Source organism: Sphingomonas hankookensis (assembly GCF_001619955.1).
Taxonomy (GTDB): domain Bacteria; phylum Pseudomonadota; class Alphaproteobacteria; order Sphingomonadales; family Sphingomonadaceae; genus Sphingomonas; species Sphingomonas hankookensis_A.
Genome location: NZ_LQQO01000033.1, coordinates 1 through 26432, shown reverse-complemented (window position 1 = coordinate 26432; position 26432 = coordinate 1). Strand labels below are relative to the sequence as shown.

The 26432-nt window shown below is 66.0% G+C and carries 24 protein-coding genes and 1 pseudogene; 17 read left to right on the top strand and 8 right to left on the bottom strand.

Features of this window, described 5'->3' with window-relative positions:
- Window positions 1–27: 27 nt before the first annotated feature.
- Window positions 28–1656 (bottom strand): acyl-CoA synthetase, encoded by a 1629-nt coding sequence (locus AVT10_RS11865; RefSeq protein ID WP_066691583.1) that lies wholly within the window; start codon window positions 1654–1656, stop codon window positions 28–30.
- A 2-nt stretch (window positions 1657–1658) separates the two neighbouring features.
- Window positions 1659–1817: a hypothetical protein gene (locus AVT10_RS18580; RefSeq protein ID WP_198158577.1), complete on the bottom strand. Its 159-nt coding sequence runs from the start codon at window positions 1815–1817 to the stop codon at window positions 1659–1661.
- Between the two features lie 188 nt (window positions 1818–2005).
- Here AVT10_RS18580 and AVT10_RS11860 point away from each other — a divergent pair, with 188 nt between their 5' ends.
- Window positions 2006–2665 (top strand): TetR/AcrR family transcriptional regulator, encoded by a 660-nt coding sequence (locus AVT10_RS11860; RefSeq protein WP_066691581.1) that lies wholly within the window; start codon window positions 2006–2008, stop codon window positions 2663–2665.
- Between the two features lie 67 nt (window positions 2666–2732).
- Here the strand turns inward: AVT10_RS11860 and AVT10_RS11855 are convergent, their stop codons facing one another.
- A complete protein-coding gene (locus AVT10_RS11855; RefSeq protein ID WP_066691578.1) occupies window positions 2733–3533 on the bottom strand; it encodes an MBL fold metallo-hydrolase in 801 nt (266 codons plus the stop codon).
- Window positions 3534–3559: 26 nt separating this feature from the next.
- On the bottom strand, window positions 3560–4981 hold the full coding sequence (locus AVT10_RS11850) for an MFS transporter (RefSeq protein WP_066691571.1): 1422 nt from the start codon (window positions 4979–4981) through the stop codon (window positions 3560–3562).
- Window positions 4982–5090: 109 nt separating this feature from the next.
- Between AVT10_RS11850 and AVT10_RS11845 the strand changes: the two genes are divergently transcribed.
- The 3 genes from AVT10_RS11845 to AVT10_RS11835 are packed head-to-tail and all read left to right on the top strand — an operon-like array spanning window position 5091 to window position 7740.
- Window positions 5091–6323: an MFS transporter gene (locus AVT10_RS11845; RefSeq protein ID WP_084401655.1), complete on the top strand. Its 1233-nt coding sequence runs from the start codon at window positions 5091–5093 to the stop codon at window positions 6321–6323.
- A 20-nt stretch (window positions 6324–6343) separates the two neighbouring features.
- On the top strand, window positions 6344–7354 hold the full coding sequence (locus tag AVT10_RS11840; protein ID WP_066691568.1) for a sugar phosphate isomerase/epimerase family protein: 1011 nt from the start codon (window positions 6344–6346) through the stop codon (window positions 7352–7354).
- A gap of 11 nt (window positions 7355–7365) precedes the next feature.
- Window positions 7366–7740, top strand: a complete 375-nt coding sequence (locus AVT10_RS11835; protein ID WP_066691565.1) for a C-glycoside deglycosidase beta subunit domain-containing protein — start codon at window positions 7366–7368, stop codon at window positions 7738–7740.
- A gap of 566 nt (window positions 7741–8306) precedes the next feature.
- Here AVT10_RS11835 and AVT10_RS11830 read toward each other — a convergent pair.
- The 4 genes from AVT10_RS11830 to AVT10_RS11815 all read right to left on the bottom strand — a co-directional run bounded on the left by AVT10_RS11830 (window position 8307) and on the right by AVT10_RS11815 (window position 12869).
- The gene (locus tag AVT10_RS11830) at window positions 8307–9623 is read right to left on the bottom strand and encodes an MFS transporter (RefSeq protein WP_198158576.1); all 1317 of its coding nucleotides are present in this window, start codon (window positions 9621–9623) and stop codon (window positions 8307–8309) included.
- A 166-nt stretch (window positions 9624–9789) separates the two neighbouring features.
- Window positions 9790–11484 carry a GMC oxidoreductase gene (locus AVT10_RS11825; RefSeq protein WP_066691555.1) on the bottom strand — a complete coding sequence of 565 codons (1695 nt, stop codon included), beginning with the start codon at window positions 11482–11484 and terminating at the stop codon, window positions 9790–9792.
- Window positions 11484–12125, bottom strand: a complete 642-nt coding sequence (locus AVT10_RS11820) for a gluconate 2-dehydrogenase subunit 3 family protein (RefSeq protein ID WP_232308003.1) — start codon at window positions 12123–12125, stop codon at window positions 11484–11486. Before AVT10_RS11820 ends, AVT10_RS11825 begins: the two co-directional genes overlap by 1 nt.
- Before the next feature lie 75 nt (window positions 12126–12200).
- On the bottom strand, window positions 12201–12869 hold the full coding sequence (locus tag AVT10_RS11815) for a TetR/AcrR family transcriptional regulator (RefSeq protein ID WP_066691548.1): 669 nt from the start codon (window positions 12867–12869) through the stop codon (window positions 12201–12203).
- 128 nt (window positions 12870–12997) lie between these two features.
- Between AVT10_RS11815 and AVT10_RS11810 the strand changes: the two genes are divergently transcribed.
- The 13 genes and pseudogenes from AVT10_RS11810 to AVT10_RS11755 form a co-directional block, all read left to right on the top strand.
- Complete coding sequence (locus AVT10_RS11810; protein ID WP_066691545.1) at window positions 12998–14101, top strand: LLM class flavin-dependent oxidoreductase; 1104 nt, start codon at window positions 12998–13000, stop codon at window positions 14099–14101.
- Window positions 14102–14106: 5 nt separating this feature from the next.
- Window positions 14107–14673, top strand: a complete 567-nt coding sequence (locus tag AVT10_RS11805) for an NADPH-dependent FMN reductase (protein ID WP_066691533.1) — start codon at window positions 14107–14109, stop codon at window positions 14671–14673.
- A complete protein-coding gene (locus AVT10_RS11800) occupies window positions 14670–17015 on the top strand; it encodes a glycoside hydrolase family 3 protein (protein WP_157092768.1) in 2346 nt (781 codons plus the stop codon). Before AVT10_RS11805 ends, AVT10_RS11800 begins: the two co-directional genes overlap by 4 nt.
- On the top strand, window positions 17012–17464 hold the full coding sequence (locus AVT10_RS11795) for a nuclear transport factor 2 family protein (RefSeq protein WP_066691526.1): 453 nt from the start codon (window positions 17012–17014) through the stop codon (window positions 17462–17464). Before AVT10_RS11800 ends, AVT10_RS11795 begins: the two co-directional genes overlap by 4 nt.
- A gap of 125 nt (window positions 17465–17589) precedes the next feature.
- Window positions 17590–19908, top strand: coding sequence for a TonB-dependent receptor (locus tag AVT10_RS11790; RefSeq protein WP_066691524.1), 2319 nt, complete (start codon window positions 17590–17592; stop codon window positions 19906–19908).
- A gap of 62 nt (window positions 19909–19970) precedes the next feature.
- Window positions 19971–20873: a VOC family protein gene (locus tag AVT10_RS11785; protein WP_066691643.1), complete on the top strand. Its 903-nt coding sequence runs from the start codon at window positions 19971–19973 to the stop codon at window positions 20871–20873.
- Between the two features lie 5 nt (window positions 20874–20878).
- Complete coding sequence (locus AVT10_RS11780) at window positions 20879–22036, top strand: alpha/beta hydrolase family protein (RefSeq protein WP_066691522.1); 1158 nt, start codon at window positions 20879–20881, stop codon at window positions 22034–22036.
- The gene (locus tag AVT10_RS11775) at window positions 22033–22818 is read left to right on the top strand and encodes a cyclase family protein (protein WP_066691521.1); all 786 of its coding nucleotides are present in this window, start codon (window positions 22033–22035) and stop codon (window positions 22816–22818) included. Before AVT10_RS11780 ends, AVT10_RS11775 begins: the two co-directional genes overlap by 4 nt.
- Window positions 22815–23753: a fumarylacetoacetate hydrolase family protein gene (locus AVT10_RS11770; protein WP_066691518.1), complete on the top strand. Its 939-nt coding sequence runs from the start codon at window positions 22815–22817 to the stop codon at window positions 23751–23753. Before AVT10_RS11775 ends, AVT10_RS11770 begins: the two co-directional genes overlap by 4 nt.
- 240 nt (window positions 23754–23993) lie before the next feature.
- Window positions 23994–24116, top strand: a complete 123-nt coding sequence (locus tag AVT10_RS18870) for a hypothetical protein (RefSeq protein ID WP_269746914.1) — start codon at window positions 23994–23996, stop codon at window positions 24114–24116.
- A 146-nt stretch (window positions 24117–24262) separates the two neighbouring features.
- Window positions 24263–25036: a sugar phosphate isomerase/epimerase family protein gene (locus AVT10_RS11765; protein WP_066691516.1), complete on the top strand. Its 774-nt coding sequence runs from the start codon at window positions 24263–24265 to the stop codon at window positions 25034–25036.
- Between the two features lie 63 nt (window positions 25037–25099).
- The gene (locus tag AVT10_RS11760; RefSeq protein WP_066691514.1) at window positions 25100–26056 is read left to right on the top strand and encodes a sugar phosphate isomerase/epimerase family protein; all 957 of its coding nucleotides are present in this window, start codon (window positions 25100–25102) and stop codon (window positions 26054–26056) included.
- 19 nt (window positions 26057–26075) lie between these two features.
- A pseudogene (locus tag AVT10_RS11755) lies at window positions 26076–26432 on the top strand (sugar phosphate isomerase/epimerase family protein); the annotation flags it as partial.

The following is a 26432-nucleotide window of genomic DNA, read 5'->3' as shown; positions in this document are numbered from 1 at the left end:
GGCTCCCGGCCGGCCTGATCCGTTCGCTCAGTTCGCTTCCTCCGCCGCCAACCGCCGCAGTTCCGGTTTGAAGATCTTGCCGACGGCGGTCAGCGGCAGGGCCGGCAGGATCCGCACCCCCTTCGGCCGGGCCGCGCGTTCGTCGATCGCCGCTTCGGCAAAGGCCAGCAGCGCCGCTTCGTCGACCATCGCATCGGGGCGAAGCTGGACGAAGGCGACCGGCACCTCGCCGGCATGGGCATCGGGGCGACCGACGGCGGCGGCCAGCAGGACGGCGGGATGGCCGCTCAGCGCCTCCTCGATCACCGCCGGGTCGATATTGTGGCCGCCGCGGATGATCAGGTCCTTGGCCCGGCCGGTCAGCCACAGATAGCCGTCGGCATCGATCCGTGCGAGATCGCCGGTGTTCAGCCAGCGTCGACCATCGGGATGGTCGATCCATATCCCCCGGTCATGCGCTACCGACCGGTAGCCTATGAACACATTGTCGCCCGATATCGCCAGCGCGCCGACCTCGCCGACCGCCGCATCGCGCACCCAGCGGCCATCGTCGTCGAGGATCATCGGCCGGGCACGCTGTCCCGGCAGCACGCGGCCGATCGACCCCGGCCGGCGATCGTCCGCCGGATTGAGGCTGGTCGCGCACGTCCCCTCGGTCAGGCCATAGCCTTCGAGGACCGGCACGCCGAGCGCACGCTCCGCCACGGCATGCTGCGCCGCCGACAGCGGTGCCGCGCCGCAGATCGCGAAGCGCAGCGATGCGGCGGCACCCTCGGGCTTGGGAATCTGCGCCAGCGCCGACAGCAGGGTCGGCACCGCACTGAAGCTGGTAATGCCGAAGCGATCGACCAGCGGCCAGAAGCCGGCGAGCAGCCCTGGCGTGCGAAACCCCATCGCGGTCGCCAACACCACCTCGCCCCCGATCGCGAAGGGCAGCAGGCCCGACACCATCGCCGCATTGACATGGAACATCGGCAGGCCGCTCAGCATCGCATCGCCTTCGCCGAGCAGGCCGGTAACGGCGGTCGCGATCTGCGCGACATTGGCCAGTTCGTTGGCATGGCTGCGCCGGGCGATCTTGGGCAGGCCGGTCGTGCCGCCGGTGCAGAACCACGAGGAATCGTCGCTCGACCGCGCGTCTGCGAACCGCAGCCGGTCCCGGTCCGATGCAGTGCAAAGCGCATCGAAGTCATGAACGGCGACCGTCCCCGCGCACACCGCCGACGCGGGACTGTCGACCAGGATCAGGTGGCTGAGCGACGGCACGGCCGACAGGACTGCCTCGAGTTCGCTGGGCGAAGGGGTGATGGCGGACGCCTGCGTGACCAGCACGCTTGCGCCCGCTTCACGCAGGATGGCCGCCAGCGTTGCGACACCCAGCGCGGGGTTGAGCGGAAGGGCGATCCCGACCGCCTCCGCTCCCCACAGGGCGACATGCGTTTCGGAAAGGTTGGGCAGGGCAAAGGCGACCACGCTGGTCCGGTCGACGCCGAGCAGGTGGAGACCATTGGCGAAGGCGGTAATGCGCCCCACCAGCTCTGCGTAGGTCCACGCTGCAACCTCGTCCCCCTCGGGCGAGGCAATGAAGCGGAGCGCGGTCCGCCCGGCGAAGCGGTCGGCCGATGCGGCGATCAGGCGGTAGCTGTTCTGGAGCATGGTCAGCGGGCGATGGCAGGGCGGCCGATCGCGCGGGACGCGGTCAGGCCGGACGACCGACAAAGGCTTTCCGGGGCGGCGAGTGCGTCCTGCCGGTCGAACTGGGCCACATAGGGCACCAGCCGCACGCTTTCGCCGCAGCGTCGTGCAGGGACAACCATTCCTCCCATCGGATGTGCCGCCATACCTATCTCCTCTCCATCGCGCGCCCGATAGCGTCGTCGATTGAAGGACTACTCCCGCGATTGCAGGCCGGTCAATATTTCTTCCTGCATGAAGGAAGAAAATTCGGGTGCGCCGGCCGGCTGATTGCGGGTAGGTCGTGACGGAACGCGGGGAGGAGAGCGACATGGGCGGGCGAACGCCGCAGGCGAAGCGACGGCAGATCTCGCGCGGGACGATCCTCGATGCGGCCGAGCGACTGTTCGCCGCGCATGGCCGGGACGGCGTGACGTTGAAGGCGATTGCGGCGGCGGCCGATGTCGATGCGGCGCTGGTACGCTATTATTTCGGCGACAAGGAAGCCGTGTTTCACGAGATGTTCGAACGTCGCGCGGTCGTCCTGAACGGCGAACGCCATGCGGCGATGGACCGCATGGAGGCGCGCTGCGGCGACGCGATCACGGTGCGCGATGCGCTCGACACCTTCCTGCGCCCGATGTTCGAAACGGCGTTCAATCGCGGGCAGGGCTGGGCCGATTTTGCGGCGATCGCCGCCACGATCAATTCGTCGCGGGCCGGCGGCGCGGCGGTCATGCGCGATAATTTCGATCCGATCGTCCAGCGGTTCATCGGCCACCTGCGCCGCGCCGCGCCGAGCGTACCCGACAAGGTACTGTATCGTTATTTCGATCACCTGACCGGGGCACTGACCCACTGCATCGCCCAGACCGGACGCATCGATACGCTGTCGGGCGGGCAGGTGCTGTCGAACGATATGGACGACGCATTATCAAGCCTGCTGACGATCTTCGACGCCGGGTTCGCCGCGCTGCAAGCCGGGGACTAGCGCCGACCTGCCTCCGCGGGATGGCGGCATCTGCCGAAGTCGGCACCCGTGTCGACGGTACATCGGATCAGCGGTGCGGGTCGAGGCAGGCCACGTATCGCCCTGCCGAGCGGAGCACGATTGCCTTCGCCGCCGTCTCGATGTCCTGACCCGCGAACGCACCGTACATCCGATCGAAATCGATCCCGGCGATACGATCGGCGATCCCGCTGACCGTTGCGGCTGGCAGGGGCAGCATGTTGGGATAGCTCCACATGAAGGATACCGCGTCGCCGCCCGGCGTGATCTGCAGAATGTCTCCCGCCAGCAGCATATCGTCCGCGCCCCGCCAGTGCAGCACCGTCCCGCCGGGAAAGTGGCCGCCCAGACGAAGCAGCCGAACGTCGCCGGGCAAGTCCAGCGTTTCGCCCTCCCAGAACCGAAGATACGGACTCGGCCGCATGACCCATTCGCGGTCGGCGGCATGCACGAAGACGGGAGCGTCGAACGCCGCCGCCCAGTCCTGCATCGTGGTGTAGTAATGCGGATGGGACAGGGCGATGGCGTGAAGACCGCCCAGCGCCGTGATCAGCCGTGTCGTGGCACTATCGAGGTTGGCGATACAGTCCCACAGGATGTTGCCGCCGGGCGACGTCAACAGGAACGCCCGCTGCCCGATGGCGAAGCGCGGCGTCGTTTCGATGCTGAACAAGCCCGGCCGATGTTCGCGCCACTGGTTGCTGTGCCGCGCGGCGATCCGTTCCCGGTCGGTCCAGTGCTGTCCGGAGCGGGGAACATATTGGCGTTCGTCGGTGCAGATCGCGCAATGCCCGGGCGGGCCGCCATCGCGTTCGTACGACGTGCCGCAGGTTGCGCAGACATGGATCATGGTCGTCTCCTCCTTGCCCGCCGCATCTACCGTTCGAAGAGGTGCCGGGGCAGGCCGCGCAGCAGCAGCGCCAGCAGCACCAGGTCGAACGCGACGATGCCGGACGTTACCAGGAATGCCGTCGGCATCCATTCGCCCGCGCCACCTGCCGCGACCATGAAATACACCGTCGCGATCACGGCGGTGCCGAGCGCGCCGCCGATCTGCTGCACCGTCTTGTGCATCGCGCCGGCCACCCCGGCATGGTTGCGATCGACGCGGGCAAGCGTGATCGGGCCCAGCGGTCCGCTCAGGCTCCCCATGCCGATCCCGGCGACCAGCAGCAACGCACCGATCCCCGCCGGGGACAACGCCAGCCGGACCGCCAGCGCCGTGGCAAGACAGCCGGCCGCCATCACGATCGCCCCGATGATCGGCACGCGCCGCCCGTGCCGGGGCAGCGCCTTGCGTCCGATCTGGCTGATCCCCGCCATGACCCCCAGACCGAAGGGGATATGGAGCAACGCGACGTCGATCGGCGTATAGCCAAGGCCGCGCTGCAACGTCAGGCTGAAGGTCAGCAGGAAGCCGCCCGAAGCGATGGCGAACCCCATGGTCGCGGTCAGCCCGATGCGGAAGCTACGATCGGAGAACAGCGCCGGCTCGATCAGGGCGGACCCGAGCCGCGCCCGCCGCCTGCCTTCGTAGCGCCAGAACCCCCACCACAGCGCGATGCTGGCAAGGCCCAGCGCGGCGGTCCACCACGGCCATCCCGCCGCGCGCCCCTCGATCAGCGGCAGCAGCAGCGCGCCGAGCGCGGCGAACAGCAGCAGCGACCCCGGCACGTCCGGGCGCAGCGCTTGGCCCGAACGGCCCGGTGGCAGCAAGGTCAGCCCGGCGACCAGCGCCAGCATACCGAAGGGCAGGTTGATCAGGAACACGCTGCGCCAGCCGAGCCCCAACGGACTCCATTCGATCAGCAGCCCGCCTAGAACCGGCCCGCCGATCGCCGCCAGCCCGCCGATGACGCCGAACGCCGCCAGCCGCGCGATGCGTTCGGTCGGCGTGTAGAGCAACTGGATCAGGGCGACACCCTGCGGCGCCATCACCGCCGCGGCGGCCCCTTGCGCGAGGCGCGCGACCGCCAGCGAGGCGCCGTCGGTCGCCAGCCCGCACGCCATCGACGCGACGGTGAACCCGACCACCCCCACCACGAACATCCGCGCATAGCCGAACAGGTCGCCCAGCCGCCCGCCGACGATCAGCAGCACGGCAAAGGTCAGGAAATAGCCCGAAACCACCCATTGCATCACATGGTCGGACGCGCCGAGGCCGTTCTGGATGGCGGGCAGGGCGGTGTTGACGATCGTCGAATCGACCACGTCCATGACGAACGCCACCAGCACCGTCGCGAACGCCAGCGTGCGCTGCCGGCCGGTCAGCCGATCCGAAACCGCTCTTGCTACCATCAGATCGATCCTCGCTTGACAGGGTCGCAGGTCATGGCGATACCACGTATCAGAATGCAAGTTCTAATTAAGCCGGCAAACCGGTCGATGGGTTAGGGAGAGGATTCGGATGACCGCCGACACAGGACAGATGGGATTACGCCGCCCGGGCATCGGGCAGGGGCTGACCGTCATCATCGCCGGCTTCCTGCCGATCCTCGCCATCGTATCGCTGTTCCCGGCGGTCCCGTCGATCATCGACCATTTCGCCGCCGAGCCGACCGCCGCGTGGAAGGTGCCGGCGATGGTGTCGGCGCCGGGGCTGACCATCGCGATCTTCGCGCTGTTCGCCGGGATCCTCGTCGACCGGTTTGGCCGGCGCAAATTGCTGCTGGCGGCGACATTGCTGTTCGGGGTGTTCGGAACGGCGCCGTTCTTCCTGAACGATCTGAATGCGATCTACGCCTCGCGGCTCCTGCTGGGCATTGCCGAAGCCGCGATCCTGACCACGATGAATACGCTGATCGGCGATTATTGGGATGAAAAGGGGCGGCGCAACTGGCTGACGCTGCAGGGGCTGGCCGGACCGTTCCTCGCCAGCGGCGTCATCCTGGCGTCGGGGTTCCTTACCGGCCTGCGCTGGAACGGGATCTTCCTGATCTATCTGATCGCCTTCCCGACGTTCCTCGCCGCTGCCAAGTTCCTGTATGAGCCGACCAGCGACGCCACCGCACGCAAGATGCTGGGCATCGGCGCCGAACCGGCGCGCAGTCCCTTTCCGGCGGCATCGGTCGCGATCATCGGCGCGGTCACGCTGTTCGCGTCGGCGCTCTATTATGTCTTCATCATCAACGGCGGCATGGCGTTCCGCGAAGTCGGCATCCAGTCGTCGCAGGAACTGAGCAAGCTGACCTTCATCCCCAGCCTGTTCGTCATGGTCGGGTCGGCGATCTTCTGGGCGACCGGCCGTGCGCGTCCGGTGGTGCAACTCGGCATCTTCCTGTCGCTGATCGGTGGCGGGCTGGCGATGATCGGGCTGGCGCCCGACTGGCGCTGGATGGTCGCGGGGCTGGTCGTGCAGCAGACCGGCGCCGGCATGGCCGTGCCGACGCTGATCGCCTGGGCACAGACCAAGCTGCCCTTCGAACATCGCGGGCGCGGCATGGGCGTGTGGACCGCCTGCTTCTTCTTCGGGCAATTCTCCAGTCCGTTCCTGGTGTCGCTGTTCCGCGTCCAGACGGGCGCGATGCAGGGCGCGTTCCTGATCATGGGCGCGGCCGGCGTCGTCGGCGCGGTCGCGGCCTTCCTTCTCGCGGTGACGCGGCATGGCGGGGACAACCCTGCCCAGCCGGCGGTCGCCTGATCCACCCCCATTGCAGGACGATGGTCATGACGATCAAACGGGGCGTCAGCCTCTACAGCTACCAGAACGAAACCTTTCTCGGCAAAATGACGCTGGAGGACTGCATCCGCACCAGCGTCGAACTGGGCGCACCGGGGATCGAGGTGATCGGCGAACAGACCTTCTGGGGCTGGCCGGAAGCGGGCGTGGCCGACGAAAAGATCGCCGAATGGCACCAGCTGATCGCGAAGTACGGCGCGGTGCCGGTCGCCCACGACTTCATGCTCGATTACAAGCGGTACAAGGGCCGCGAGATGCCGTTCGACGAACAGGTCGCGAGCATCCGCAAGGACATCGACTTCGGCGCGCGCCTCGGCGTGAAATATCTCCGCGCCCTCGTCTCGATCGCCCCCGACGTGCTGGTCGCGGCGGCACCCTATGCCGAGGAGAAGGGCGTCAAGCTGCTGATCGAGGTGCACGCCCCGCTGCATTTCGATCACCCGTGGATCGTCCGCCATGCCGAGGCTTTCGAGAAGTCGGGCAGCGATGCGCTGGGCTTTCTGCCCGACATGGGCATGTTCCTCACCGCCTTTCCGCCGGTGTGGAAGGAACGCTTCATCCGCAACGGCGTGCCGCAACACATCGCCGACTATATCGTGAAGGCGTATGAGGACCGGGTCCTGAGCGAATATGTCATCCTGAACGTGCGCGACATGGGCGGCACCGGACCCGCACTGGCCATGGCCGAAACGCTGCGCCACAATGCCGCCTACGAGCCGAAGCGGATGCTCGATTACATGCACCGTATCCATCACATCCACGGCAAATTCTATCAGATGGATGCCGATCTGGTCGAACCGTCGATCGACTATGCCAGGATCGTGGGCGTGCTGAACCAGGGCGGCTATGACGGCTATATCTGTTCGGAATATGAAGGAAATCGCTGGATCGAGGACGCGTACGAGGTCGACTCGGTCGAACAGGTCCGCCGGCATCAGGAGATGCTGAAGCGCCTGATCGATGCCCCCGCCACCAACGCCATCGCTGCCTGAAGGACACCGACATGTTCGATAACAAGATGATCGTGGACGACAGCCTGAAGGCGACCGACGACGGCTTCAGCATCGAGGCGCGGCTTCCCTATTATCGCGGCCTCGGCGTCTCGATGATCGAGAATGTCGCGGTCAGCGTCGATGGCGAACCGGTGCCGCGCGACGACATCACCGTGACCCTGCGCGGCCGGACCTGGACGCTCGACCAGATGGAGAGCGAATATGGCGACCGCTGGAACTTCGGCGAGAAGGCCGTGGTCGGCGTGAAGCGCAGCGGCGGACTGACGCCCGGTGACCATCGCATCGAGCTGGCCGAGACGATGCGGATCTCCTACCTGCCGTTCGTGCCGACGACCAAGGATGCGAAGACGCTGACGCTGCGCTGACGGGCCTTTGCGGCGCGAGTGCGGGGGCGGGTCCTACAGGACGCCGCCCCCATTTCGTTGGCCAAAAGCCCGTCACCCCAGCGAAAGCTGGGGTCTCCCCGTAATAGCACGTCGCGTCCGACAGGGATGAAGCCTGACCTGACCTGCAACGGGGCTTGCCCGGACAGTTCCCCGATCGTCACTCCTGCGTAGGTGGGAGGCCGTAAACGTCAGTGTGGCGACGTGAAACGAAACGGGTGCGCCCATGGATTTTCGACTGTGCGAGACCTTTGCGACAGTCCACTCCCTATCCACCGACCCGCCCGTACCCCCGCGCAGGCGGGGGTCCAGACCGCGCGATTGACGCGGCAACCAAAGCATACGGCGTACCCCCGCGGAGGCGGGGACCCAGAGCCACATTCGCAAGCCATGGTTTTGTTTGGCCCTGGACCCCCGCCTGCGCGGGGGTACGCGACAACCGCGCCGCCGGAGAGTGCGTGGCATAGCTGGGCCCCCCGCCTGCGCGGGAATAACGACCATGGACGCATGCCGATCGCGCCCGGCAGGAACGGCATGCCGCCCCCAAATCACGCCGGCCGCGCGATCGCCGGATAGCGTGCGATCACCACCATCTGCGCAACCAGACACGCTACGATCGGCGCATAATACAGCCACCGCAGCCCGGTTACGACCTCGCCGCCGCCCTTGCCGGGCACATAGCCGATGCTTGCCAGGCCGAACGCGACCAGCGCACCGCCGACCGCCATGCCGATCTTGGTCGACAGGCTGATGCCCGACGACAGCAGCCCTTCGTTGCGCGTGCCGGTCAGCTGTTCGTGATATTCGATCGCCTCCGCCGCCATCGCAAAGATCGCGGTCATGGTGATGCTCAGCAGCACCGATCCCAGCAGGTAGAGCGTCAGGAACCCGGCGGTCGATCCTTCGACCAGCGGCAGCGCGGCGAACAGCGGCAATGCCGCCAGCAGCGCGATCAGGTTGCCGCGCCGCATCCCCAGCCGCTTGAAATAGGGCGGGGCGATGACCGATCCGATCAACAGCGTGCCCGATACCGCCGGCAGCAGGATCGAGATCATCCACGGCTTGCCCAGTACGTTGATCGCGAAGAACGGCGTGATCGCCAGCACCGCGCCGAACCGGACGAAATTGAGCAGCGCGAACAGGAACACGGTGTTCCACGCCCGGTTGCCCAGCATCGCGCGCACCTGCGGCCAGATCGCCTGGGCGACCGGCGGTTCGACGGCATGGACCTGTTCGGGACAGCGCAGCAGGTTGAGCGTCGTCACGGTGGTGATCAGGCCGAACAGCCCGCCGACGATCAGGAACCCCAGCCGCTGATCGCCACCCCCCAGTGCTCCCACCAGCGGCATGGTCGCGGCGGTGGCGACGATGACCGAGATCGCGGTGCCGGCGGCGCGCAGGCTGCCGAGCGTCAGCCGCTCGCCATTGCGGTTGGTCATCATCGGCAGCAGCGCGCCATAGGGAATGTTGATCGCCGAAAACAGGATGCCGAGCGCGGCGAAGGTCGCGATCGCCCAGAGCAGCCGGCCATTCTCGCCCAGCGGCGGCATCCAGAAGGTCGCGGCGCACAGCAGCCCGAATGGGATCGCGCCCCATTTGAACCACGGCCGCGCCCGTCCGCTGCGCCCACGCGTCCGGTCGACCAGCACCCCGATCACCGGATCGATCGCGGCATCGGCCAGTCGCGACACCAGCAGCAACGTGCCGACCGCCGCCGCCGGCAGCAGCGCGACATCGGTGTAGAAGAACAGCAGGAACGCGCCCACCATGTTCCACGACAGGCCGAACCCGAAGTCGCCCAGCCCGTAAGCGAGCTTGGCCGATCGCCGCAGCGGCGGCGAAGCAAGCGGAAGGTCTTCCCGCATCGCCTGCATGACTTAACGCTCCGCTACGGTACGGGAGCGGCGGGGAGCGCGCGGCTCCCCGGCGGCGAGCGGCCTTTGGGCGGATGCGGCAACGGTCATCTTCTTTCACTCCGGGCGGCACCGACGCTGCGGTGCCTGGCGGGATGTGCCCGCTAGCAGACTGGGATCAGAGCGCGCCTTCCTTCAGCATCGACACCGCCGTCGCACAGGCGCGCGCCGTCAGCGCCATGTAGGTCAGCGACGGGTTCTGGCAGGCCGAGGACGACATCTGCGCGCCGTCGGTGACGAACAGGTTGGCGACGTCGTGCGCCTGGCTCCACTTGTTCAGCACGCTGGTGCGGGGATCATGGCCCATCCGCGCGCCGCCCATCTCGTGAATCGCGGAACCGCCGGGGCTGGGCTGGTCGAGGCCCATGATCACATGGCCGCCGGCTGCGGTCAGCATCGCCGCGGCTTCCGCCTTCGCATCGGCCAGCGCGGCGCGTTCCTCCGCGCCATGTTCGAACGCGATGCGCAGCGCGGGCAGGCCGATCGAATCCTTCACCGTCGGGTCGAGCGTGATGCGGTTGGTCGCGCGCGGGATCGAATCGGCAAAGGCGACCAGCACCATCCGCCACGGACCCGGCTCGCGCAGGCCGTTCTTGTAGTCCGCGCCGATCCCGGCATCGCGCTTGCCCCGCGTCCATGCCGCGCGGAACGCGCCACCCTGATAGGAAAAGCCGCGCGTGTGTCCGTTGCCGTCGATGGTGCCGAGGTTGCGGAAGCGGGGGATGACGACGCCGGTCGGGCGGTTGCCGAAATAGGTATGGTCCTCGAACCCCGGCATGATCGCGATGCCGGCAACGGTTTGCGCATGGTCCATGATATGGGTGCCGAGCACGCCGCTCGAATTGGCGAGGCCGTTCGGGTTGGCTTCGGTCGCCGAGCGCAGCAGCACGCCGACGCTGTTGAATGATCCCGCATTCAGGAACACGATTCGTGCCGTCGCCCGTTTGCGCTCGCCGCTCTTGGTATCGATGAAGCGCACGCCGGTCGCGCGGCCGGTGGCGGGGTCATGCTCGATCGCCTCGACCGCCGCATCGGTGATCAGCGTCAGGTTGCCGGTCTTCTGCGCCGCCGGCAGCGTCGAACTCTGCGTCGAGAAATAGGCGCCATAGGAACAGCCGCGCGGGCAGATCGAGCGATATTGGCACGCCGCGCGACCTTGATCGGGCCTGGCCTCGGTCAGGTTCGCGTTGCGCCCGACCGTCAGCCGCCGTCCGGGCCAGCGCTCACCGATCACCGATCGCACATGTTGCTCGACCGGGTTCAGCGCCATCGGTGGCAGGAAGCGGCCATCGGGCAGCTGCGGCAGCCCCTCCGCCATGCCCGCCACGCCGACGAACTCCTCGACCTTGTCATACCACGGCGCAATATCGGCATAGCGGATCGGCCAGTCGGTGCCGTGCCCGTCGCGGCGATTGGCGTCGAAGTCGTAATCCGACCAGCGATAGCATTGCCGCCCCCAGGACAGCGATCGTCCGCCCAAGCCGTGGCTGCGCCACCAGTTGAACTGGGTATCGCCGTCGGTCGTGTACGGGTTCTCGCGGTCGTTGACGAAGCGGTCCTGGGTGAATTCGGTGAAATGCCGGTTCTTGCGCTGGAACGCATAGTCGGTCTCGTACAGCGCGGCGTCGCCCAGTCCCCGGAACTCCAGATCCCACGGCGCCTTCGTCTCGTTCACATAGCCCGCGCCATGTTCGATCATCGCCCCGCGTTCGAGCATCAGGACCTTCAGCCCCGCCTCGGTCAGCTCCTTGGCCGCCCAGCCGCCGGTAATTCCCGACCCGATCACGATCGCGTCGAACAATGCATCGCTCATCAGCTGAACTCCACCGCGGTCCAGTCGCTCGACCATGCGCGACTGCCGGGAACAAAGGGGAGGTCCGGTTCCCATTTCCCGGGGACCAGCTCATATTGCAGCTCGCGCGAGCCGCCGGTTTCCGACGTGTAATAGGCGGTGAGGATCAGCGCCTTCAGCTTCTTCCACGGCGATTCGGGCGCATCGCGATCGGCCTGTGCAAAGGCTTCCGCATCGATCGCACCGACCGCCGCCTGCCGCCGGGCAGGGGTGGCGGCCAGGAAGTCGCCCTGCGCGCGCGAGTCGAGCTGCCATTCGAGCCAGTCGAGATAGTCGAGCGTGCCGTCCTGCCGCAGGTGGCGCGCCATGGTCGCGGGCAACGCCGCCCCCGCCGCCGGTGCCCGCGTCCCGTCGAGGCCGTGCGCGAGGCCGAGAATTACGAAGTCATGTGCACCGATATCGCCGGCGCCGGGCGTCGCGGTGCGCGGGATGACGGTCTGCGCGACGTGGCGCAGCATCAGGCGCTGGCGATCGGTCACCCCTTCCGCCGCATCGTCCATCCGTATCGCGGCAACGGGTATCCCCACCGCCAGCGCGAACAGCGCGGCACCGCCCAGCGTCTCGCGCCGGGTCCAGCCCTTTTCGGCCATGACGCTCCTCATCCTCGTCCCGCGCACCGACGAATGTGGCGCTTATCAGAATTATTATTCTGATTTGAACGTGGATCGGTGCCGTTGTCAAGCGGCCCCGTGGCTTCCCTTCGGCGCGGTGCGCAAATAGGCGGCGAGCATGTCGCCGAGGTCGTTCTTTAACTGATTCCAGTCGCCTTCGCCCGCCGCGTCGAGCGACGAACCGAACCCCAGATAGCGAGCGATCGCGGCATAGACGATGCGGAAACCGGCATCGGCGGCATGGCGCGGATCGGGGTGGCGGATTTCCTTCTCGCACGTCAGCAGCGCGTCGATCACCGCCTCGCTGGTCCGCGAATAGCTGCGCTTGCCGATCGAGGCGATGACCGGATCGCCGCTCGCGCGCAGCATCAGCGGACGCATCACCTCGGCATAGCGGCGCAGCACGTCCGCGATCGAATCGACCAGGTCGTGCACCATGTCGATCAGGTCGCCGCCGCGTTCCTGCACCCCCGCGATCGCCGCCAGCATGTCGGTATCGACTCGCTCCAGCACGCGCAGCTGCACGACATGGACCAGGTCCTCCTTGCTGTCGAACCGGCAATAGATCGATCCGATCGAAACCTTCCCGTGCTTCGCCACCTCGTTCAGCGTGAATTCGTCCGATCCGCGCTGCTTCATCAGTTCCTCGGCGGTCGTCAGCATCCGCTCGAAGCTGGCCTTGCTGCGCCCCTGCTGCGGCGCGCGCGCCTTCGCCATGATCGTTTCGATATCCATCGGCACCCCATTGACAGCCCCCGGAACGACGGCATATCAGAATAACAGTTCTAATTTCAGTTTAGTCCACCCGGCATCGGGCGGCAACCGCGCACCGCGACAAGCGGGCGTGAAAAGGGAGAGGTCGGATGCGTTTCTCGGTGTTCCTCAATGCACGTTCGATGGCGCCGGAGCAGGACCGGGCGCTGATACACAACCTGACCAGCCACGCCGAACGCGCCGCCGCGCTGGGTTTCGACGCGCTGTTCCTGCCGGACCATCACTTCAACGGCTATATGCCGATCGCCAGCGACAGCTACATGTTCGCGGCGTATCTGGCGGCGAAATTCCCGCACATGCATTTCGGCTTTTCCGTGACCTCGGTGCCGCTCCACCATCCGGTCCGCTTCGTCGAGCGTATCAACATCCTCGACCAGCTGACCGACGGCAAGCTGCTGGTCGGCGTCGGATCGGGCACCACGCCCGAGGAGATGATCGGCTTCGGCGTCGATTACCGCGATGCCGGCGCGATTTCCGAAAAGAACCTGGCCATCGCCGAACAGCTCTGGGCCAAGACGATGGACGACCCGGCGGTCGAAATCGACAACGGCCCGCACCAGGGCCGCGTCCTGCAACGCATCGCGCCGGCCGCCTATAGCGAGGGCCATGCCCGGCTGATGCCGGTGGCGATGAAGGAATCGAGCGCCCGGCGCGCCGCCGAGAACGCATGGCCGGCGTTCATCCCCGCCTTTACCCCGCCCAAGATCGGCGGGACCGAGCCGATGACCCATGTCGCCAAATTCTTCGGCATCTATCGCACGATGCTGGAGGAGGCGGGGCATAGCGCCGACAAGATTGCCCGCGCGCTCGACTGGACGACGCACACCTATCAGCTGGTTCATGTCGCCGACAGCGACGAACAGGCCCGCGACGAGATGATGGCGATCCTGCGCGCCTATCAGGACGCGATCGAGCGTGAAGCGGAATTCAACGCCCGCGCCGAATCGAACGACGCGAACAAGAAGACCGACCGGACACCCAACGCGCTGACCGAGGACTGGATCGGTACCTGGTGCCTGTACGGATCGCCCGAAACGGTGATCGAGCACCTCAAGCCCTACGAAGAACTCGGCATCGGCAACATCCTGTGCGGCACGACCACCGGACCGCTGACCGACGAACGGCTGCGGCTGGGCGACCAGACGCTCCGGCTGCTGTCGGAAAAGGTAATGCCCGCGTTCAGGAAGGCGTAACGGCGATGGCACGACACATCGTTGGCATCGGCGGCACCTTCCGCCCGCGATCGTCGAGCGAGATGCTCGTGCGGGCGGTGCTGACCGAATGCGAGGAACTGGGCGCACGGACGACGATGTTCGACGGCCCGGCACTGGCGGCGCTACCCCATTTCAACCCCGAACGGCCCGAGCGTACGCCCGAGCAGGCGGCGTTCGTCGCGGCGTTGCGCGCGGCGGACGGCCTGGTGATCGGCACGCCCGGTTATCATGGCGGGGTGTCGGGCGTGGTCAAGAACGCGATCGACCTGCTGGAGGATCTGCGCGGCGACGACCGCGTCTATTTCGACGGGATGCCGGTCGGGCTGATCGTATCGGCGGCGGGATGGCAGGCGGGCGGCGTCACGCTGGCTGCGCTGCGTGGGATCGTCCACGCGATGCGCGGCTGGCCGACCCCCGCCGGCATCGCGATCAACTCCATCGCGCAAAAGCCGTTCGCTGCCGACGGTGCCCTGGCCGATAACGGCATCGGCGGACAGATTGCGACCATGGCGCGGCAGATCATGGCCTTTCGGCTGGAGCCGGTGGCGTGATCCCGCTGACCCTCGCCGAACAGGCCAGCCTGACCGCCGGTGCGTCGATGTGGCGCACGGCCGCGATCCCGCACGCCGACATCCCGTCGCTGCACCTGAGCGACGGGCCGATGGGCATTGCCAGCGGGCGCGTGGACGAACGCGATGTCGCGCGGCTGTCGCCCTGCGCCACGGCACTGGGCGCCAGCTTCGACCTGTCGCTGATCGAACGGATCGGCGCGCTGGTCGGCGGCGAAGCGATACGCTGCACCGTCGACATGGTGCTGGCCCCCAACGTCAATCTGGCGCGCAGCCCGCTGGCCGGCCGCGCGTTCGAATATTATTCGGAAGACCCGCTGCTGACCGGCCTTGCCGGGGCGGCGTGGACGCGCGGACTGCAATCGACCGGCACCGGTGCCTGCGTGAAGCATCTGGTGTGCAACGACAGCGAAACCGACCGCGACCGGATGAACGCCGTCGTCGGCGAACGTGCGCTGCGTGAAATCTATCTGTTGCCCTTCGAATTGTGCGCGGCGGCCGGGGCGGGGGCGATGCTCACCGCCTATAACCGGGTCAACGGGACCTGGTGCGCCGAACACGGCCACATCTCGACCATCGTCAAACGGGAATGGGGCTTCGATGGTCCGTTCATCAGTGACTGGTTCGGCACCCATTCGACCGCCGGCAGCCTGAATGGCGGGCTGGATATCGAGATGCCCGGCCCCGCGCGCTTCGTCGGCGCAAAGGCGGTCGGCGCGGTGGAGGCAGGGGACGTAGCGGCGGAACGTGTGGCCGATGCCGCCGATCGCGCCGCGCGCGCCGGGCGGCGCTGGTCGGGGACCAAGACGCCGCCGACCGAAGATGCCGACGCGCTCCTCGTCGAGGCGGCGGCCGCCGGCATGGTGCTGCTGCGCAACGAGGGCGATCTGCTGCCGCTCGTCCCCGGCCGACATGCCCGCATCGCCGTCATCGGCCCCAATGCCGCCGCGCCCTGCTATCAGGGCGGCACCTTTGCCAAGATTGCGCTGTCCCCCGACGCGCTGCGACCGCTCGATGCGATCCGCGCGCGCTATGGCGATGCCGCCATCGTCTATGAACCGGGCGTCGATCCGCAACCGCGCCTGCCGTCGATGCCGGTCACGCCGCGCGACGGTGAAGCGCGGGGGATGACCGTCGATTATTTCGCCGACACCGACCTGACCGGCGATCCGATCTTTCGCGAGGTCCGCGATACCAATTCGCTCGTGTGGTTTGTCGGCGTCCATGACGAAGGGGTGTTCGATCGTCCCGCCGGCGTGCGGGCCAGCGGCTGGTTCACCGCAAAGGCGGACGGCGCGCACCGTTTCTATGTCGGCGCGACCGGTGCCGTGCGGATGCGGGTCGATGGCCGCGTCGTCCACGACCACGCCGAACGCATGGCGGCGTCGGACGTCATGGGGTCGCTGAAACGCGGCGATGCCGACAGCGTCGAGGTGCAGCTTGCCGCCGGTCAGCGGGTGCTGGTCGAGGTCGAATTCACCTATGACGGCGCGCGGGTCCATGGCCTGTGGTACGGCATCCGGACTCCCGACAGCGCGGCCGCGATGCTGGCGCGTGCGGTCGATGCGGCGCGGACCGCCGATGCGGTGATCCTGATGGTCGGCGAAACGTCGGACTCCAGCGTCGAGAGCAAGGACCGCGCCGATTCCGCGCTGGCCGCGGATCAGGTCGCGCTGATCGAGGCGGTGTGCGCCGCGAACCGCAACGTCGCGATCGTCGCCAATATCGGGCATGCCTTCGATGCCGGCTGGGGCGACCGCGCTTCGGCGTTGCTCTCCGCCTGGTATCCGGGGGAGGGGTTCGGCCCCGCCCTGGCCGCCGTGCTGGCGGGCGACAGCGAGCCGGGCGGGCGTCTGCCGGTGACGCTGGCGCGCAGCGAAGGCGACTATCCGGCGTTGTCCCTGCAACCCGATGCCACCGGCGACCTGCGCTATGACGACGACGTGCTGGTCGGCTATCGCGGGCTGGTCGCGCGCGGGCGGACGCCGCTTCATGCCTTTGGCGCCGGGCGGGGCTATACCCGGTTCGACTGGATCGATGCGACGACCGATGGCGGCGACGTGCTCGTCACGCTGCGCAATATCGGGTCGCGGTCGGGTAGCGAGGTCGTCCAGCTCTACCGCCACGATCCCGAATTCGCGCTGGTTGGTTTTGCGAAGGTTACGCTTGCGCCCGGGGAAACGGGCGTCGTTCGCGTGACGCCCGAACCGCGCCTGTTCCGCATCTGGCAGGGGCAGGGGTGGCAGGATCGCGCGGCCACCGCGCGCGTCTCCGTCGGCCCCGCCAGCGACCATCTGCCCTTCACCCTGGAGATTGCGCTATGAACCGTCTTGTCGCCTCCGCGCTGATCGCGACGACGCTGGTCGCATCGACCGTCGCCGCCCGGCCGCGCTCGTCGGAAACCGAACGCAACCGGGCGATCGTCTCTGCCTTTGCCGAGCAATTCTATGGCCGTCGCGACGTTGCCGGCGCGTTCGAGAAGTTCGTGGTGGCCGACTATATCCAGCATAATCCAGGCATTCCCGACGGGCGCGCCGCCGCGATCGCTGCGCTGGCGCAAAAGTTTGCGACGCCGGGCGCGCGCTTCGACGTGAAACGGATCATCGTCGATGGCGATCTGGCCGTCATCCACCTGCACGGCCGGACCGATCCGGCCAGTCCCGGCGGTGCGGTCGCCGACATCTACCGGCTGAAGGACGGCAAGATCGTCGAGCATTGGGACGTGATCCAGCCGATGCCGACCACGGCGCGCAATCCGCATCCGATGTTCTGACGACCGCCGAAATTAAATCGACCCGGCGCTCGATTCAGCCGCTTGACCTGACCAATAAATAGAATACCAATTCTAGTTCTGAACGAGGGGCGGATACGCCTCCGATATCATGGAGAGGGGATCGTATGACGACGTTCCGCCGCATCGCCAGCATGGCGCTTGCTAGCACTGCACTCGGGCTGGTCGCTCCGGCATGGGCGCAGACCGCCGAACCGACCGGCGCCACGCCGCCGACCACGGCGAACGACACCACCGTCGGCCAGGGCGACGACAACCAGCTCGAGGAAATCGTCGTCACCGCGACCAAGGTCACGACCCGGCTGCAGGACACGCCGATCGCGATCCGCGCCGTCAGCGGTGCCGACCTGACCAAGGCGGCGGTGACCGACGTCAGCGGGCTGCAGCGTCTCGCCCCCGATCTCGGCATCACGCCCGACTCGGTCTTCACCAAGATCGCGATCCGCGGCGTGTCCAGCCAGGACATTTCCGAAAGCGCCGACCCGGCGCTCACCGTGTCGATCGACGGTGAATATGTGAACCGACCCGTGGCACTCAACGCCAACTTCTTCGACCTCGAACGCATCGAGGTGCTGCGCGGGCCGCAGGGGACGCTGTTCGGCCGCAACTCGACCGCCGGTGCACTGAACATCGTCGCGGCGAAGCCGGTGCTGGGCAGCTTCGAAGGGTCGGCGACCGCGGGCTATGGCAATTACAACGCGATCTACGCAACCGGTGCGGTCAACGTGCCGCTGGGGAATGACGTCGCGATCCGCATCGCCGGGCTGCACAACGAACATGACGGCTATGTCGACAATGGCGCATTGGCCGGTCGGGGCGATGACGCCAATGTCGATGCAGTGCGCGGCAGCATCCTGTTGGCGCCCGGCGCGCTCGAAGTGTATCTGGCCGGCGAATATGTCGACGTGAACCAGACCGGCCCGGTCCAATATGGCCTTCCGGTCAATACGGCCACGCCGGGGCTTACCGAACTGCCGGCGTCGGTCGCGCCGCCCGCTACCTATACGACGCTGTCGCAACGCCTGGTACCGAGCTTCGTCGATCTGCCCCAGACGTTCGATCCGGCGAGCTTCCCGCTCGGCCGTCGCGGCAATTTCAAGAGCCAGCAATATGCGGTGCGGGGCCGGGTCGCTTACGACTTCGGGCCGGCGACGCTGACCTATATCGGCGGCTATCGCCACGTCGACAATCAGGTGATCCTGCCGCAGAACGGGTTCCTGCCCGAACAGTTCACCTTCTATAACGACCGTTACGACACCCGCACCCACAGCCACGAAGTCCGGCTGAACGGTGGGGCGCAGGGCAGTTTCGTCTGGCAGGTCGGCGGCTTCTATTTCCATGAGAACCAGATCATCGCGCGCGGCCTGTACCTGCCGCTCGCCAGCGCCTTCGCCAACTTCTTCTATCGCCCCTATGTGAAGTCGGAATCCAAGTCCGCCTTTGCCCAGGCGACCTATTGGGTCGTCCCCGATACGCTGAGCTTCACCGGCGGCGTGCGCTATACCGACGACAAGAAGAACGCCGAATACATCAACTACGGCTTCTTCCGGACGCAGAATATGGTTCGTCCGCCGTCGGACGGCAGCGGCCCCGGCGCGGTGTTCCGCTTCCCGACCTATGCGGAAGACAAGGTCACCTGGACCGCCGGCGTCGAATATAAGCCGGCGCGCGACAATCTGCTCTATGCGAAGGTCAGCACCGGGTTCAAAAGCGGCGGCTTCGATCTTGTCGGCGCGTTCAATGCGGAAAACCTGACCGCCTATGAAATCGGATCGAAGAACCGGTTCCTGAACAACACGCTAGAGTTCAACGCATCCGCGTTCTACTATGATTACCAGGACCAGCAGGTGCAGGTCTATATCGACACAACCGTCGGCGCGCGCACGTTCAATGCGGGCAAGAGCCGGGTATGGGGTATCGAAACCGACACCACGATCAAGCTGTCGCCGAATGACCGGGTGAGCCTGATCGTCAACTATATCGATGCCAAGTTGCAGGAATTCGCCGGCATCCCGGCGCCGACGCTGACCAATCCGCCGACGAACGTCCCGCGGCTGACGCTGGATCTGGCGGGCAACACCGCACCGCAGGCGCCGAAATGGACGATCGGGATCAACTACAACAAGTCGATCGACCTCGGGCAAGGGTATGAACTGGTCGCCAACGGGTTCAGCCGGTTCAAGTCGGAATATTATCTGACCGCATTCAACTATCGTGGCGACCGGGTCGAAGCGTTCACCACCACCGACCTCAGCCTCGAACTGAAGCTGCCGGGCGATGCGCTCAGCATCCAGGGCTATGTCCGCAACGTCGAGAACAACCGGGTGAAGACCTATGCCGGGTTCACCGGCGGCGGGATCAACATCTACAACTGGAACTTCGGCCAGCCGCGCACCTATGGCGTGCAGGGCACGTTCCGCTTCTGACACCCCCCCGACTGGGCCGGCATCGCGAATGCCGGCCCCCATTCTTCTCCATGGAGGCGAGCATGGCCCGCGTTTCTGAAATCCGCTTCGTCGGCTATGCCGTTCCCGATCTTGCCGCCGAACGCCGCTTCTATGCCGATGTGTGGGGCCTGACCGAGGTCCCGAGCGACGACGAGATGGTCTATTTCGCGGCCGAAGGGACCGACGAAAAATACGTCGTCCGCCTGCGCGAGGATGCGATGCAGCGGATCGACGTCATCGGCTGGGCGGCCGAAACGCGCGCCGATGTCGATGCGCTGTTCGAACAGGTGAAGGCCAATGACGGCAAGATCATCAGCGAGCCGCACGAGCTGGACACGCTCGGCGGCGGCTATGGCTTCCGCTTCTTCGACCCCAACGGCTTCACGCTGCAGATTTCGGCGGATGTCGAGCGCGGCAGCAAACGCGAACTTGCCAAGGGCGAGGCGATCCCGGTCAAGATCAGCCATGTCGTCATGCACTCGCCCGACCACAAGGCGCTGGTCGCGTGGTATGAAAAGGCGCTGGGTTTCCGCGTGTCGGACTGGCTGGGTGACTTCATGTGCTTCATGCGCTGCAACAGCTGGCACCACCGGCTGGCGTTCCTGCCCGGGCCGCCCTGCTTCAACCATGTCGCCTATGACGTGCTGACGATGGACGACATGATGCGCGGCGTCGGCCGGCTCAAGCGCAACGATGTCGACATCAAATGGGGGCCGGGTCGCCATACGGCGGGCAACAACACGTTCAGTTACTTCACGACGCCCAACAATAACGTCGTCGAATACACATCCGAGCTGGAGGAGGTCGATGACGACCATCACCAGCATCAGGTCCACATTCCAAAGCCCGAAACGATGGATCAATGGGGCAGCGGCATCGGGGGTCCGCAGACCATGCCCAAGCCTTCGCCCGATGCCGGGCTTTGGCAGGCGGCAGTGGCGTAAGCATCATGGCGCTCTACGAACCCTTCCCCAACTACATCTGGAACCTGTCGGTCGCGATCGCGATGGAGAGCGGTGCGCAACTCGGTGAAATCATCGATATGTGCCGGCTGCTGAAGGACGCCACCACCAATGGTGCCGATGCCGGCACGCCCCAATTCATGGCGGCGTGGGCAGCGATGGGCGCCAAGCTGATCGAACTGGGCGCCGAAGACGAGGCGAAGGGGCGCGCCTTCTCCGCTTCGAACAAGCTGGAGCGGGCGTCGCTATACCTGTTCACTGCCGAGCGGATGCAGGGCCACGGCGCGCCGGGTCGCAAGGAGACGTACGCCAAGGCACGCGAAGCGTTCGACCGGTCGACGGTGCTGGGCAAGCTGCACCGCGAACGGGTCGAGATTCCGCTCGAAACCGGCACGATGCCGGCCCTCTACACCCGCGCCCCGGGCGTGGGCCGCAAGCCTGTCGTCGTGTTCTGCAACGGGCTGGACAGCTGCAAGGAACTGCTGTTCTGGACCCGCCTGCCGCATGAACTGGCACGGCGGGGCATCTCGACCCTGTGCGTCGACCAGCCCGGCTCTGGCGAGGCGCTGCGGTTGCAGGACCTGCCCGTCGATCCGCACAGCGAACACTGGGCGAGCAGGGCGGTCGACTGGCTGGAGCAGCAGAGCGATGTCGATCCGAAGCGGATCGGAATGACCGGCATTTCGCTGGGCGGCCACTTTGCCCCGCGCGCGGTCGCCTATGAACCGCGCTTTTCCAGCGGCGCCGTCTGGGGTGCCAACCACAATTGGCGCGAGGTGCAGGACAAGCGCATGGCCCGCGAGGGTGAGAACCCGGTCCCGCATTACTGGAAACACGTCCACTGGGCGTTCGGTGCCCAGGACCAGGACGATTTCCTGGCGAAGTCGGCAGCGATGAACCTCAATGGTCACATGGACCGGATCACGGTTCCGTTCCTCGTGACCCACGGGGCGAACGATCGCCAGATCAACGTCGCCTACGCCGACGACCTGTATGACCAACTCGTCAACAGCCCACGCCGCGAGAAGGTGATCTTCACCGCCCGCGAAGGGGGTGTGGAGCATGTCGGCGCCGACAATATGGCGTACGGCCGCGATCTGTTGGCCGACTGGTTCGTCGAAACGCTGGGCGGGCGGGCCGCATGACCCGCCGCATCGTCGACCTGTCGATCGCGATCGATCCGGACGTCGTTACCGACCCCCCGTTCATGCGCCCGACCATTACCCGGCAGACCCATGCCGAAACCGTCGCGGAAGCGGCGATGTTCTTCCCCGGTATCACGGCAGAGGCGATGGCGGGGGGGCAGGGCTTTGCCGCGTCGGAAACGCTGACGCTGAGCACTCACAACGGCACGCATCTCGACGCGCCATGGCATTATCATCCGACGCAGGATGGCGGGAAGCCGGCGCTGACCATCGACGAGGTGCCATTGGAATGGTGCCTGCAACCCGGCGTGAAGCTCGACTTCCGCCATCTGCCCGATGGGCATGTGGTCACGGCAGCGGAGGTGGAGGCAGAGCTCGAACGCGTCGGCCACGACCTGCAACCGCTCGACATCGTGCTGGTGAACACCGCAGCCGGTGCGGCGCTGGGACGCGCGGACTTTCTGGGGAAGGGTTGTGGCATGGGCTATGAGGCGACCTTGTACCTGACTTCTCGCGGGGTCCGGGTAACCGGCACCGATGCGTGGAGCTGGGACGCGCCGTTCAGTCATACCGCCGCCAAGGTGGCGGAAACCGGCGACTATTCGCTGGTATGGGAAGGGCACAAGGCGGGCCGCGACATCGGCTATTGCCACATGGAGAAGCTGACCAATCTCGACCGGCTGCCCGCGACCGGCTTCACCGTGTCGTGTTTGCCGGTCAAGGTGAAGCGTGGCTCGGCGGGCTGGTGCCGCGCTATCGCGATCTTCGAGGACGACCAATGAGGCTCGCGACCCGCGCCGATGGCAGCCGCGACGGAACGCTGGTGGTGGTGTCCGACGACGCCGCACGTTGCCTGCCTGCCGACATGACCTTGCAGGCGGCGCTCGACGACTGGGGCCGGGCCGAGCCGGTGCTGCGGGCGCTGGCCGAGCGACTGGCGGCGGGGCAGGGTGACTTGCTTGACCAGGAGACGCTGCTCGCACCCTTGCCGCGCGCATGGCAATGGCTCGACGGATCGGCGTTCCCGACCCATGGCGAACTGATGCAGCAGGCGTTCAACCTGCCGCCGATCGAGACGGACAAGCCGTTGATGTACCAGGGCATGTCGCATCGCTTTTTGTCGGCGACGCAGGACGTGCCGTTCCCGAGCGAGGCGGACGGCATCGACTTCGAGGGCGAGTTCGCGGTCGTTACCGGCGACGTCCCGATGGGATGCAGGGCGGACGACGCGCTTGCGCACGTTCGACTGATCCTCCTGCTCAACGACTGGTCGCTGCGGACCATCGCACCGATCGAGATGAAGACCGGTTTCGGGTGGGTACAGGCGAAACCCGCCTGTTCGGTCGCCTCGTTCGCGGTCACGCCAGATGCACTGGGCGACGCATGGCGGAACGGCCGCGTCTGCCTGCCGCTGACCGTCGAGATCAACGGCGAATGGTTCGGCAGTCCGATCGGTGACGCGATGGCCTATGGTTTCGAGGAACTGATTGCCCACGCTGCGCGCACCCGCGATCTACCCGCCGGAACCATTATCGGATCGGGCACCGTTTCCAACGCGAACCATGCGGAGGTCGGATCGACCTGCCTGTCCGAGCGCCGCGCCATCGACGTCATTGCCGGACGGTCGATGACTCCCTTCCTTCGCTTCGGCGACCGCGTGACGATGCGCGCAGCAGATGCTTTCGGCGTCATCGATCAGCGGATCGTGAAGGCCTGAGCCGCGGATGCGCCTCTTTCCGCCTCCGAAGCAGCCATCGAGGGCGGCGTGACAAGCGGATACTCGCCCGGGCGACGACGAGGAGGACGAGAGGTAACGGTGACCCAGGGGTCCCGGCGCAACTGGCGATGCCGCTTGCGGCAAATTTCGGTGCCGAATGGTCGTAGCGTCGGCAGTTGTTACGAGTGAGAAGCGCCGGACCTGCAGGAATAATGCGGGACGGAACTTGAGGAGAGAGACATGTTGCAATCATCCGGGAAACATCCGGTGCGGCGGTTCGAGAATCTGCGCTGCGCATCGATGGCGTTGACTACCATGACCATCTTCGTGGGGTCGTTCTGGCTGGCGGGAATCCTGTTCTGAACGCTGGCCAACGCGCTGCACGGACATCGTCGAACTTGCTTTCCGCGCCGAACGCCGTAAACAATACCGAACAAAATAGCGGGAATGACCCCGCCAGGCATACGGACGCGATCAGCGTTACGGGGCCGTAGAATGGGAAGAGTCCTATGTCTGCGGTCTATCCACTATCCTCCTGTATTGAATGGCAGTTTGCCGAAGCGGGCGACCTTGCCGCGCGCCTGCGCGCCGTCAAGGACGCCGGGCTCGACCTCGCCGAATTTCATCTGTGGCGGGACAAGCCAATCGAGGCGATGGCCGAAGCACTTGCCGATACCGGCATGCGGCTGACCAGCCTGTGCGTCGACCCGCGCAAATCGATCGTCGACCCGACCGAGCGCGACGCGATGGTGACTGCCGTGCGCGAAACGATCGAGGCAACGGCGATCCTCGGCAAACCCAACCTGATCGTGGCATCGGGCTTTCGCGTCGACGGATTGAGCGAGGAAGAGCATTTCGCCAACGCCGTGACCGCGCTGCGCGCTGCCGCCGATGCGGCGGAAGAGGCCGGCGTGATGCTGCTGCTCGAACCGCTCAACACGCGGCTGTTCGCGACCATGTATCTGGTCAGCACCAAGCTCGGCCTCGACCTGGTCGAGGCGGTGAACAGCCCGAACCTGCGGTTGCTGTACGACGTCTGGCACAGCGCGGTGATGGGTGAGGATATGGCGACTGTATTGGCTGGTCGCATCCACCTTGTCGGCCATGTGCAGGTGGCTGACATGCCCGATCGCAACGAACCGGGCACCGGTACGCTGGATTGGGCCGAGGTCATGCGGACGCTGCGGGCGGTCGGATATGACGGGGCGATCGGCCTCGAATATTTTCCGACGATACCGATGGCGCAGTCGCTCGATCAGTCGCGGCGGATGCTTGCCGGTTAATGGCGAGCCGTACTCTCCTGTCTTCGGTGCGTCCAAACGCGCCCGTCAATCCTGGATTCAAGCATGCACAGCGATCAATTCGCGATCAGCCTCGACCTGATCAACCGTCATTATCAAGAACCCAATCGAAACCGCTACGAAAGCAAGTATTTTTGGGAAGAGCTCTACCCGCTGATCGGTGCGGCGGGGTTTCGGTCGGTCGAGATTCCTTACGAACCGGTGTGGCAGTTCGGCGGGCGCAGCGGCGTCCCGATGAACCGCTATTGCATCAACGCCAAATATGAGAATGCCGACAATTATCGTGCCGCGCTGGCGAAGGGCGATATCGATCGGGTTACCGGCGTGACGTTCGATTCGAACCTGTTCCTGCGCAACGCCAACCTCGACTTCTACTTCGGTGCGACCGGCCATTTCGCGGGCGAGGCGCTGGCGCATGCCGCCGATCTGAAGGCCGATTACCTCGCGATCAGTCCGTCGGGCTATTACGGGCGCATCGCTCATTACCATCCCGATCTGGCGGACAAGCTCGCATCCTTCACCGATCGCGTGGCTACTCTGCTCGGCGGCCTCGCAGAAAAGGCTCGGGCGGCGGGCGTCGCGCTGGTGGTGCGCAACGAATATTGGAGCGTGTTCCGTGGCGACCGCATCTTGACGCTGCTGGAACGGCTGCCGGACGACGTGAAGCTGGATGTCGATACCGCCAGCCTGACCATCGCCGGGATCGATCCGGCGGCCTTCATCACCGCGCACCGCGAGCGGATCGGGTGCGTCCACCTGACCGACACGGCGTTCGTGGACGATACGGAGACGTGGAAGACTCCCAATCCGGAGTTCCCCGAGCACCGCGCGACGCAGGTTTTCCGCGATCCGGGTACTGGTAATGTCGATCTGCCGGCTATCGTCGGCCTACTCGGCCAGCTGGGCTATGCCGGACCGATCATCTGCAGCGCCCGCCAGACGCGCGACCCGTTCCGGGCATTGCTGCGCACGCGCGCGTTCCTGAGCCATCTCCAGAATTAAGCCGGACGGAGTCTCCGCGATGCCCAATATCCGCTATGCCAATATGTGCCATTGGAAGAGCATTCCCTATCGGCAGATCAATAACTTCCGAGAGTTCTACTACGAAGACAAGACCAATACCGCCTATTATTCGGACTGGGATACGATCCTGAAATATCAGGCGGCGCTCGGTTTCGACGGGATCGAGATCGCTCCGTGGGATCTGGCCGACATCCTGCCGCTGTTCGGGTCGCCCGAAGCCTTCACCGCCTTTGCAAAGGATCGCGGGGTCGAGGTCATCGGCATGTTCCACGGCGCGCATGCCTCGCATCAGGCCGATCATTTCGATGAAGCGGTTCGTTCGGTGTCAATCGGCGTCCAAAAAGGACCCCCTATC

Bases quoted from the DNA above. Each gene is read 5' to 3' on its own strand.
- AVT10_RS11795 (WP_066691526.1), top strand. From the start codon at position 17,012: ATGAACCGTCTTGTCGCCTCCGCGCTGATCGCGACGACGCTGGTCGCA.
- AVT10_RS11775 (WP_066691521.1), top strand. From the start codon at position 22,033: ATGACCCGCCGCATCGTCGACCTGTCGATCGCGATCGATCCGGACGTC.
- AVT10_RS11810 (WP_066691545.1), top strand. From the start codon at position 12,998: ATGCGTTTCTCGGTGTTCCTCAATGCACGTTCGATGGCGCCGGAGCAG.
- AVT10_RS18870 (WP_269746914.1), top strand. From the start codon at position 23,994: ATGTTGCAATCATCCGGGAAACATCCGGTGCGGCGGTTCGAGAATCTG.
- AVT10_RS11760 (WP_066691514.1), top strand. From the start codon at position 25,100: ATGCACAGCGATCAATTCGCGATCAGCCTCGACCTGATCAACCGTCAT.
- AVT10_RS11845 (WP_084401655.1), top strand. From the start codon at position 5,091: ATGACCGCCGACACAGGACAGATGGGATTACGCCGCCCGGGCATCGGG.
- AVT10_RS11835 (WP_066691565.1), top strand. From the start codon at position 7,366: ATGTTCGATAACAAGATGATCGTGGACGACAGCCTGAAGGCGACCGAC.
- AVT10_RS11785 (WP_066691643.1), top strand. From the start codon at position 19,971: ATGGCCCGCGTTTCTGAAATCCGCTTCGTCGGCTATGCCGTTCCCGAT.
- AVT10_RS11805 (WP_066691533.1), top strand. From the start codon at position 14,107: ATGGCACGACACATCGTTGGCATCGGCGGCACCTTCCGCCCGCGATCG.
- AVT10_RS11855 (WP_066691578.1), bottom strand. From the start codon at position 3,533: ATGATCCATGTCTGCGCAACCTGCGGCACGTCGTACGAACGCGATGGC.
- AVT10_RS11830 (WP_198158576.1), bottom strand. From the start codon at position 9,623: ATGCGGGAAGACCTTCCGCTTGCTTCGCCGCCGCTGCGGCGATCGGCC.
- AVT10_RS11765 (WP_066691516.1), top strand. From the start codon at position 24,263: ATGTCTGCGGTCTATCCACTATCCTCCTGTATTGAATGGCAGTTTGCC.
- AVT10_RS11790 (WP_066691524.1), top strand. From the start codon at position 17,590: ATGACGACGTTCCGCCGCATCGCCAGCATGGCGCTTGCTAGCACTGCA.
- AVT10_RS11815 (WP_066691548.1), bottom strand. From the start codon at position 12,869: ATGGATATCGAAACGATCATGGCGAAGGCGCGCGCGCCGCAGCAGGGG.
- AVT10_RS18580 (WP_198158577.1), bottom strand. From the start codon at position 1,817: ATGGTTGTCCCTGCACGACGCTGCGGCGAAAGCGTGCGGCTGGTGCCC.
- AVT10_RS11770 (WP_066691518.1), top strand. From the start codon at position 22,815: ATGAGGCTCGCGACCCGCGCCGATGGCAGCCGCGACGGAACGCTGGTG.
- AVT10_RS11860 (WP_066691581.1), top strand. From the start codon at position 2,006: ATGGGCGGGCGAACGCCGCAGGCGAAGCGACGGCAGATCTCGCGCGGG.
- AVT10_RS11780 (WP_066691522.1), top strand. From the start codon at position 20,879: ATGGCGCTCTACGAACCCTTCCCCAACTACATCTGGAACCTGTCGGTC.
- AVT10_RS11825 (WP_066691555.1), bottom strand. From the start codon at position 11,484: ATGAGCGATGCATTGTTCGACGCGATCGTGATCGGGTCGGGAATTACC.
- AVT10_RS11820 (WP_232308003.1), bottom strand. From the start codon at position 12,125: ATGAGGAGCGTCATGGCCGAAAAGGGCTGGACCCGGCGCGAGACGCTG.
- AVT10_RS11865 (WP_066691583.1), bottom strand. From the start codon at position 1,656: ATGCTCCAGAACAGCTACCGCCTGATCGCCGCATCGGCCGACCGCTTC.
- AVT10_RS11840 (WP_066691568.1), top strand. From the start codon at position 6,344: ATGGTCATGACGATCAAACGGGGCGTCAGCCTCTACAGCTACCAGAAC.
- AVT10_RS11850 (WP_066691571.1), bottom strand. From the start codon at position 4,981: ATGGTAGCAAGAGCGGTTTCGGATCGGCTGACCGGCCGGCAGCGCACG.